The sequence below is a fragment of the Paenibacillus sp. J22P277 genome (assembly GCF_059383675.1).
This window is the reverse complement of sequence record NZ_JBXENS010000002.1, coordinates 174,259-185,342: the sequence shown is the minus strand read 5'-3', so window position 1 is coordinate 185,342 and position 11,084 is coordinate 174,259. Positions and strand designations below refer to the sequence as shown.

4 protein-coding genes are annotated in these 11,084 nt (G+C 38.0%); all 4 read left to right on the top strand.

Annotated features, from left to right (window positions below; genetic code table 11):
- Positions 1 to 42: 42 nt before the first annotated feature.
- The 4 genes from AC50YL_RS05485 (at position 43) to AC50YL_RS05470 (ending at position 10,896) form a co-directional block, all read left to right on the top strand.
- Positions 43 to 2,796 (top strand): hypothetical protein, encoded by a 2,754-nt coding sequence (locus tag AC50YL_RS05485; protein ID WP_494830016.1) that lies wholly within the window; start codon positions 43 to 45, stop codon positions 2,794 to 2,796.
- A gap of 12 nt (positions 2,797 to 2,808) precedes the next feature.
- Positions 2,809 to 8,448, top strand: a complete 5,640-nt coding sequence (locus AC50YL_RS05480; protein WP_494830015.1) for a DEAD/DEAH box helicase — start codon at positions 2,809 to 2,811, stop codon at positions 8,446 to 8,448.
- Entirely contained in the window at positions 8,445 to 9,545 is a 1,101-nt protein-coding gene (locus tag AC50YL_RS05475; RefSeq protein ID WP_494830014.1) for a PD-(D/E)XK nuclease family protein, read from the top strand. Before AC50YL_RS05480 ends, AC50YL_RS05475 begins: the two co-directional genes overlap by 4 nt.
- A gap of 175 nt (positions 9,546 to 9,720) precedes the next feature.
- Positions 9,721 to 10,896, top strand: coding sequence for a restriction endonuclease (locus AC50YL_RS05470; protein ID WP_494830013.1), 1,176 nt, complete (start codon positions 9,721 to 9,723; stop codon positions 10,894 to 10,896).
- Positions 10,897 to 11,084 lie beyond the last annotated feature (188 nt).

Sequence of the window (11,084 nt, the reverse complement as noted above, 5' to 3'; positions counted from 1 at the left end):
AATTGAAATTGTTATGTAGAAATATAGGAGTATTTATCTAATGTGGACGAAGGAATGAGTCATATGCATCAGGGATACGAGAAATGGAATATGAGCCTCTTTGATTATTTTTTCGGAAAGCATAATTCTCATAAAGTAGTCTACCTTTACTTAAATGAAGAAGTTATTGTGATGGTAGGTGAAAAACTAGGCGTTTCTGAGGAAAGTGCCTTAAATGATTTTTGTTCATCTATTAAATCTTACACTCAGAGCGTTACTGATCTATTCGAAAAGGCATCAATACGGGGGCAAAGATGGTTTAGTCAAAAAGATAAGGCTATACCCCCATTTATTGGGGTTATGGCTATAACAGTTCTAGCTGCAGTAAATATGAGGGCTGACTCCGAAAACGGTATTGGTGGTGGTAATTACTATGTTAGGTTACGTGAATTACTTGGACTAACAGGTACTAGAATACCAAAGGGATTTGATAAGTTTCAAATCTTGTGGGAGGTTTTACGTGACTGGCAAGAGCTAAATAATGGGGAATATGGTTATGTAAATATATTTGAATACGGAACTAAATATACAGCCTATGCCCGTTCCCAGTGCTTAATAAAAGAAACAGAAAGAGAGCAATTATATGATTTCTTTTATTGGGCGGGCTATAGACCCGGGATCCAAATAAACGTTACTCATCTCATTAGCCATCTAGAGGCTTATTTATCATCCAGGTTTAACAGATTAAGTCGAATGTTTAACACTAAAGATTTAGCACTAAAAAAAGCAATGGCTGAAACAATACTTCATGAGTTCAAGAGATGGACTGGAGCTGTACGAGAGAAGCAATCTGATTTAATAAGCTATTCTAGAGAAGTAGATAAAATCAAACAATTTAAGCTATTCCTTGTATTAGAAGCTGAGGGCATAATCCCTACTGTAAAAATAAGTTTTAATTGCATGGTCGAAAACGAAATTCTCATTAGTAACAATGATGATGATGATGATGAATTTAGATTTGAGGGATTTACTTATCGAAATAATCTTTTCCGCAAATATGTTGCTGAAGAAATACTTAGTGAATCAATTGGGTTTGAATCGTCTGACAAGTGCTACGAATTAAAGCATGAAGGTTCAAATTATTTCATTTTTAGAAGAGGTCAAGACAAAGGATTAAGAGGCTGGGTAAGCCGACTGGATATGCTTTCCGGTCATGAGCATCTATTATCATTCAATGAAAAAATGAATGAGGAAATAGAACGATGGTTAATGGACCAAAACATACCAGCTAAATCAAGAAACTACAAAGGATTGCCTGAAGGTTGGAAATGTCTAAGTATATTGATTCCTGAGAATGTGAAAATAATGTCTCTGGACTCTAAAATGATATGGAATGATGAAAATACGAGCATTCATTTGTCTGGGGGCTTGAAAATTGGGAACCAGGAATGGCTGCTTGATGCCCCGCCCACTTTGTCAATCTCTGCACCACCCAAAACTATGGTGAAAATTAACGATACTGAATCTTTTTGCGTAATCGATGGTGCTGATAATATAGATCTCAGAATGCTAAATTTAAAGTATTCAGATACTTATGTTGTTAATGTCAACAATACAAGCAGAACAATTATTTTAAGAAATGATTATGTGCATCGTATTCTTCAAGAGAACTTTACTCCAGTTACTGCACAAGCAACCGATGGTGAGCTTAAAATAGCTGGTACCTATATCTACAACAATCTTGATGAGTTTGATAATTGTTTTGACATGAAAGGCGACACAGCTATTCTTTCGGTGGATGGGAAACGCTATACGAAGCGTATTCCGCCATTTATTAAGGCGGTTCCTTATGACTTAGAACGTGGATACAGAACTTTAGGAATAAAATTCGGAAATGAAGAGTTACCTATACGCAAAATTGATCTTTTTTTAGAGTATTTAACTTTACGCGGAGAAGGTAATTGGAATAACTTCTTGAAGGGGTTAAGCTGGTGTTTTGGGGAAGAACAGCTCCGTTTAAAAGCATATGAAGTTAGACAAAGACTATCTCAAACAGGCTTTGTCGAATTTACGCGTGAGGGGAATAGTAATAATTTTTATTGGAAAGTAATCCCTACATCTGCTGCTGTAATTCCTTGTGCGGATCCCTTAGTAATAATATCTGGTGCAAGAACAAGAAAAATGTTTGAGTTATGGCAGGATAGCAGTAATGACAGGTTTGAGATATTATGGTCTCCTCCAATAAGTGATCTGGAACCTATTTCGTTTTATTTGTATTCTGGAAATTGGGGTGATTTAGAGGAGTCCCTTCAAAGCATGCAAATTCCATATAATTTGGGTGATGATTATTTTGCATATCACCTAGCTAAATGCCTGCCATCGATTGCTTCTCTAATTAATCAGGATGAAGAGATTCTAACTGTAAATTATGAAAATTGGGATACGAAGGGTTGGGATACCACTTTATCGAAATGGGTAAAGAATGGTTCCTCAAGGCTAAAACAGTACACCAGCCGTTTTTGGGATTATATATGTGTATTGCAACTTTCTAGTGGGAAGAAAAAGCAAGTAGATAGGGATATGGGGAAGCTCTATTTGGCCACTATTGAAAGAATGAAATTATTCTTATATAGAAATCATGAACTAAGAATAAGAATTGAGTATACGTTGCCGGAACTCTACGAACGTTCACTCACTGCCTGTTCAGGTAAGTGTCCTGAGAGGGATAAATCGTACCGTGTTTATAGCAATGTACCATTAGAAGTTGCCTTGACTATAGTACATAAGCTTGGGTTTGAACTTGAATTTATTAGGTAGGAGTGAGAGCGCTTGGAAGATGTCCTAGGCCTTTTTCAGAGAATGAAAGAAATGTATTTCCGCTATATGGATAGCCCGTTCGCCCTTGGCCATGATAGATTAGCAGCAGAGCGAAGGTCTCTATTGGAGCAGGAAGGGAATATATATCAGTATCCATATATAGAAGCGCTTCCGCCCTTTATAAGTTCCCAAAAAACGATTAAAGAAGTTTGTAAAGATATTGGGGTGTCATCTGACTTTTCAGAATTTGCGGCTTTAGGTTTATTTGATCCCAAGAATAAGTTGCATCAACATCAGTATGAGGCATTTAAGAATGTTGTAACAGAGAAGAAAAATATTGTTGTGACATCCGGTACGGGTTCTGGAAAAACAGAGAGTTTTTTGTTACCGCTTATTTCAAACATATTAAATGAATCAAAAAAGTGGTCTTCACCAGGTCAACACATTCAAAAATGGTGGGAATCAGGAAGAAGATGGACTTCGACAAGGGCACACGAAAAACGAAAGGCTGCAGTGAGAGGGCTAATTTTATACCCTTTGAATGCTCTCGTTGAAGACCAAATGGTGCGGCTGCGTAAGGCATTAGATAGTGATCGAGTGAGAGAGTGGTTTAGGGAGAACAGGGGTGATAACAAAATTTATTTTGGTCGCTATACTGGTAAGACACCTGTTCCGGGCAACCTATCTAACTCAAATAAAGTAAGTCAATTAAAAACCGCAATGAAAAAAATGGAACAAAAACAAGTTGAGCTTCGAGCTTACTTTGAAGATATGATGCTCAAAGCAGGTAACACCCCTGATTTTAAAACGAAGCAGAATATTTTTGTGGAATTACAAAATGAGATTGATGAGGGGTTGCTGTTTTCAACAACTCAATGGAGTCCATCTGAAGTGGAGTTAATTAGAAACAAACTACTCGAGAGACTTAATGAGAAACTTGCGTTTTTAAACCAAGTCGATGGTTCGGAAATGATTTCTCGCTGGGATATGCAGGACTCACCTCCGGATATTTTAATCACAAACTTTAGCATGCTAAACATCATGTTAACGCGCCAAATTGAACAACAGATTTTTGAAAAAACACGTGAATGGCTTCAAGAAGACTCTGCCAATACATTTCATTTAGTACTTGACGAACTGCATGCATATCGTGGAACTGCTGGTACTGAAGTTTCTTATGTTATTCGTGCATTACTTGATCGGCTGGGACTTAGACCGGATAGTCCTCAACTTAGGATCTTGGCCACTAGTGCATCTTTAGATGAGAACGGTAAAGAGTTTCTCGGAGACTTTTTTGGTGTTCCAATTGATAAATTTGAGATCATTTCTGGGGATCGAGAAAATGCTGCGAAATATCCACTAAGCAACTATTACAAGGAAAAGAAAGATGTCTTTTCTGAACTTTTCAATTCATTCCATAAGGAAGATGGATGGAATAAATCCATCAGCAAATTTTGTAGTGAATTTAATGTGAAATACGATCCAAATACGACAGGAGAATGTTTAAGAAAGGTTCTAGAAAATAGCGGCGCTTTGCGGGCATTAATTAGTGAATGTGAAAAACCAAAGTCAATAAAATATCTCTCCGCCAAATTGTTTGATGTTGAGAAAGATCTAAGCTTTATCGGCGGTTTATTGTTAGCTATTGTTAAATCAAGGATTAATGGAGAACGCGATGTTGTTTTACCATTAAGAGCTCATTTATTTTTTAGAAATTTCCAAGGACTTTGGGCATGTTCTAACCCTGACTGTACAGAAGTTAATCCCCTTTATAGATATAAAGGAAGGAATATCGGCAGATTATACAATCAGCCGCGTATTCAATGCGGTTGCGGATCTCGGGTATTGGATTTCTATTATTGCCAAAATTGCGGAGATAGCTTTCTTGGCGGATTCAAGACAGCCGATAATACCGATGATTCAAGTAACCAATTTTACTTAAGTGCCGAATTCCCGGAAATAGAACAACTCCCCGATAAATTGCCTCCTATAAAAAAGTATGGGCAGTATACAGTTTATTGGCCTTCACTAAGTATTGATTCTGATGCGATGAAATGGGAGCGTACCCGCTCCGGGGATGATTCCGACCAAACAGGAAGCATTAAAAATAAAATGAAATTTAAATGGGAAAAAGCGTTTTACCGTCCAAGGTTAGGCCAAATATGTTCTGATATGCACAATGCAACAGGACATTGGTACCAAATTACTAACATGGGGGATACGGCGAAGGATATGCCGGCATTTCCTATTAAATGTCCTCATTGCGCAGATGATTGGGAATTAATCAGAACCTCAAGCGGCCCACTTCCTATTGAGAGTGAGAAACGTACCCGGTCACCAATCAGGGGACAACGAACAGGCTTTGACATGATTGCACAAATTATGCTCGATGCATTAATGCGGGAATTGCCTGATAGAGAGCAGCCTAAAGCTGTACTATTTTCTGATAGCCGTCAGGATGCTGCTAAATTGTCAGCAAAGCTGGAAATTAACCACTACAGGCAGATTATCCGTTACGTTGTAATAAAGGTTGTCCGTGAACAGAATGCTGCTTTACGCAGCTTTATTAAGCGTACCAGACAAGAAGCATTAACTGATCTAGAGGCATCTCTTGCTGAATCGTACTGGAACGAGAATTTTACTGAAGCCAGTCTAATTGAAGCTGCAATTTTAAACAGAAATCTGCCTCCGGCTAAATTGGAAGAGGCTAAACATATTATTAATTCAGCTGAAAGTTATCCTCAGCTGGGTGATCTGTGGGATAGCATAGAGAAAGAGATTCTAAAGGTTGGAATAAACCCGGCAGGACCGGAAAATTCCCTCAAGGAGTATTCGGGTATCATATGGAAAGATATGTACAGTTGGCTTGACAGGAATAATCCAACTCCAATTACAATAAATATGAATGCTGATAAACAAGGCTATCGTCAAAAAATACAAGAGACTCTAAAAGAACGCGTCATTATTGATGTGCTCTTTTCACAAAGAAAGAGAGATCTGGAATCTATAGCATTGGCCACAATCACATCTGATCTTGATAAGGACTTTGGTGATTATCTTGAAAAAGAGCCGGAATTTTGGCGGCAGTTAGTTGATAGTTCAATCAGGATACTTGGGGGACTAAGACGTTTTAATTCGAATAAAAAACCAAGTGATCAGCCGCCTCCGCAATTAAATACTTATTGGAAGGCAATTGCAAAAGACAATAATATTAATGAAACGCAGTTGCTAGAAAGAGCTCACCGTATTTTTTCTTCCTTACGTGGAGTTAAACAATATTTATTACAATCAGATGAATTGCAGGTTATTCCGTTTACTGGAAAGCCTTATGCTTGTGTAAAGTGTCATAGGGTACATTTGCATCTATCCTGTTCGGTTTGTACTGATTGCTATTCACGATTAGAAGAAAGCAGTCTTGAAGACTCTGTAACGAATGATTATTATAGATACCTTTCCGTTGACGCAAAAACTGTCCGTCGTTTCCATTCCGAGGAAATGACAGGGCAAACCGATCCGGATGATGCATTAAAGAGACAGCAGCTTTTTCAAGGTATCTTCGATTCAGAAGATACACCGCTTGTCGACGAAATTGATATTTTAAGTGTCACGACCACGATGGAAGCTGGGGTGGATATTGGATCTTTAAGAATTGTCGCCATGTCAAATATGCCTCCACAAAGATTTAATTATCAACAGCGTGTAGGACGATGCGGACGCCGGAATTCACCGTTATCCGTAAGCTTGACACTCTGCCGCGGCAGAAGTCACGATGACTGGTATTTTGATAACTTAGACAAAATTACGGGAGATCCATCTCCACAGCCGTATATCGACCTGCAGTCTAAAAAGATCTTTAACCGTGTTGTTAATAAAGAGATGCTGTTTTATGCCTTTAAAGATACAGGTCTATCACAAGAAAATATAGGCGGAGAAAGCGTCCATGGACAGTTTGGTAACAGGAATGATTGGGAACAGATTAAAGATCGTGTGCAAGCTTACTTTGCGTCTAAAGAAGGGCTCGCCCGTTTAAACCAAGTGATAAAAGCACTATCAATAAAAAGCAATATCGCGGCTGGGGAATTAGAGCAAGTAAAAGAAGATATAGTTAGCGGAAGATTAACGGAAGATATTACACGAATCGCGAAAGACCCAAGATATTCTTCGAATGCACTAAGCGAGAACTTAGCTGCAGCAGGCGTGTTCCCTATGTTTGGGTTCCCGACACGGGTCAGATTGTTACACCATAGCCGGAAAAGCCCTTATACGTCTATTCATGATTTAGATAAAGATACAGTAGATCGAGATTTGGAAATGGCGATCAACGACTACTCACCTGGATCTGAGGTTGTTAAAGATAAGTCAAAACACCGAGCTGCAGGAGTGGCACATTATTGGATTCAGGGCAACAGGGTTATGCCAGAAGAGAATCCTTTAGGTGAAATCAAGACAATTGCCATTTGTAAAAACTGTCATATGTTATACGATAAAGATCTGCCAGAAGAATGTCCATCCTGTAATGCTTTACTAGATTCCGCAGAGAGTCCTTATAAAAAAATTCGAATTTCCGAGCCGCAAGGCTTCAGAACTGATTGGATTAAAAGAGATTATAAAGAGGAATTCGAATGGTCATCAAGAAGTTCTGTACCGAGACTGGCTCTTGACGGTAATAATGATACTAACTACACCCATGAAATATACAATGCTGCTTTCTCGTGTCAAGAGGGGGATGTTTACACTATCAATGATCGTAACGGGGCATTATTCACTTTTGAGAAGGCCCAAAACGAGTATGAGGGCTGGATCGAAACATCGAATTTAGCTGATGATTATAAGCCGCCTGCACGGAAATCAGTAAAAGAAGAAGTAGCCTTAGCAGCTATCAAAAATACCGAAGTACTAATTATTAGCCCCAAAATAACTGCTGCGGGTATAAGCTTTGATCCAACAGTTCTTGGAGCACGCTCCGGACTAATTTCGTTTGGGTTCCTTTTTAGAAGAATTGCAACAAATCTTTTGGATGTTGATGCGGATGAACTTCAAGTGGGTATCCGTTCGGTATATAACAATTCTACAGATAGTCTTGTGGGTCAGATTTTTTTCGGTGACAGGCTTATTAATGGAGCGGGTTATGCAAAATATTTAGCTCAAGAGAAAGTCATGAAGAGGATCCTAGATGACTTATGCGGTGAGCTGAATTATCTTCCAAAACTTCGTAATCACGACTGTGATTCTTCATGTTATGAATGCCTGCGTACCTATGAAAATATGAGTTATCATGGCATCCTTGATTGGCGGCTTGGACTCGATGCGGCGCGATATTTAAGAGATGGCAGTACACCTGTTATTGACGGACAGTGGATTGAACTGGTTCAGAAGTCCTTAGCAAATCTAGTAGAAAACTTTCCAGGGGTAGAGCCAGTATGGTTTTCTGGAGTCCCAGGTTTAAAGTTTGCTTTTGAGGATGAAGCTATTGCCTTATTTGGACATCCGTTCTGGAACACAAAAAATGATGATTATTTTACTCGTGAATTATCCACAGCGACGGCAGAAGCAGAAGTAGAAGCTAGAGTGATCAAACATTTTAATATTTTCGATTTAATCCGTCGTCCAACTTGGATAATTCAAAAGATGATTGAAGGAAACAACGAATGAAAATACCCGACTGGCCTACACCTGAATTGATACCTTATCTGACTCCTTCTACTTATACGGCATTCCGTTCGTGTGCTCTTAAAGGAGTCTTATCAAGATCTGCAATATACAAGGATTTAGTATATATTCATCCAAAGGCAAGAATAGGTAGTGTATGCCATGAGATACTTGAGCGGATTGGAAGTGGTGAATTTGATCAGCTAGCTGAAGGTGAGCTAGCTGATCACATTGAAGTGCTTTATAAGCAGTTGTGCCTGAATCAATATACTTTGGCAATGCAAAGTATCTATAGGGAAAAGGCCCTCCCTGAACAATGGCCGGGATATTTTATACGTTTAGCACGATTAAAAATAATAGGCCGGAATTTGTGGAACAATAGAAAGAACGCAGTCATTCGGCATTCCAGACAATTTTTAGAACAATCTGTTAACGTTTTTGATGGTAAGCTCAAAGGGAGACCAGACCGTTTTATCTTTATTTCTCAAAATGAACTACTGATTGAGGATTATAAAACAGGCCTTATTTATGATGAAGATTTAAAGTTAACAGAAGGTATCAGACAGCAAATGCTGGTATACTCTGCTATATTAGATCAGTTATATCCTAATAGTAGTATTCGCTTTCGGGTCATTCCCCTAAAGGGAGTTGCTTATGAAGAACTAGTGAATATCGATGAGGCGGTCCAACTTGCAGAGGAAGCCGTTAATTTATTGGAGAAAGTTAATTTCGATTTAGGCAAGATAGTAAATGCAAATAAATCGTTTGATGATTTGGCACAGCCTAGTTTTGATAATTGTGTTTACTGCTCTTATAAATTTAAATGTAATAAGTTCTTGAAACAGGAATTTACAGATCAAAAATTTATTACTATGAAAGGTATATTCGTAAGTCATATTCTTAAGGAGAGCGGCTTTTTAGAGATTACTTTAAAGAATGAATTTAATAATCAAAATGTTGTTATAAGGAAATTGCCTGGCGCCCAGTATGATTTTTTTTGTACTTTGAATGAACAAAGCACAATTATCATTACAGAATTAGTTAAAAAAGAAGATTGCATTTATGAAGCGGGATTATACACTACAGTATGGGGAGAGTAAGTGCTAAATTATGTATTTATTTAGCAGATAACAAACCTGCTCTTTTCTATATTATAAATAATTATAGACATCGTTATTCTGTTTTCAATTTCTGGGTAAGAAGCGGCACTAAAAAAGATTCCGAATACACACTCTTTCTTTAAAAATTATTATTCGTTGCCTTAGGAGTTACGTGATGAAAGATAAAAGAGTTTTTCTATTTAACGAATTACAGACCGCCGATTTGAAGGTCGATGCTATATATAAATGGGGAGGTGCTCCCAATTTAAGTGCAGAGCCCATAAGTAAACTCTTAAAAGGTTGTGGAAATGCGAAAGGAATTCGTGTCAGTGGAAGGAATCCCAAATATAAATTTGCAGTCTTATATTCGGACTTCAGTGACGTTAATTGGCCGGATACACTTGATTTAGAAACCGGTGAATTTGTGTACTTCGGAGATAATAAAACACCTGGAAATGACTTGCATAGTACTAGTGGCAACAAATTTCTAAAACAGATTTTTGATGCCCTACATACTAATTGTCGAACTGATATATGTCCAATTTTTCTTTTCACTCAAGGTCAAACTAAACGTGAAGTTATTTTTAGGGGGTTAGCTGTTCCTGGAACAGCCGAGTCATCTCAAGTAGACGATATGGTTGCCGTTTGGAAAACAACTAATAATGCACGTTTTCAAAACTATCGTACTATTTTCACAATTTTAAATGTACCCACTCTAAGCCGGGAATGGATTGTCGATATTCAAAGTGGTAATCCTTTCAGTCCTAATTGCCCAATCGAGTGGAAGAACTGGACTGAAACAGGAAGTTATACTCCTCTGCAATCTCCCAGAGCAATTGAATATCGAACGGAGACAGAACAAAAGCCTAGCAGCCGAATCAATCTGGATATTGTCCAAACCATTATAGGTTATTTTTCTGAGGACCCCTATGCATTTGAGAAATGTGCAATAAAAATTGCAAATATGATGCTGGATGGGGCTATTGTCGAATACGAGAATACATCGAAGAGCCGTGACGGGGGACGTGACGCATATGGCAAGATGCGAATTGGCTTGCCAAGCAATTCTGTTCTTATTGACTTCTCTTTAGAAGCAAAATGCTATGCTCTTCATAATGGTGTTGGAGTTAGAGAAACTTCAAGATTGATATCAAGATTGCGGCACAGGCAGTTCGGAATATTGGTAACAACTTCTTTTGTAAAGAAACAAGCTTATGAAGAAATTAAAGAAGATGGACATCCAGTTATTATCGTATGTGCGGAGGATATAGCTACAATTCTCAAATCACACGGTTTTTGTACTAAGGAATCAATCCGTAATTGGTTAAACGTGTATTTCCCTCTTGATTAGTTAGGAGTGTTACAGATGTAACCAAAAATCAATAATTAAAGCATATGAATGGGGAAACATGCAATCCTTATATTAACAATAATTTCTACCAATCTTTGAATACACGCTTCCTCCCATAATTGTTCAGTTGAAAGAATTGTATGCTATATTTTGAGAGTAAGTTAAAAGGGATTACCGAATAAGTCTTG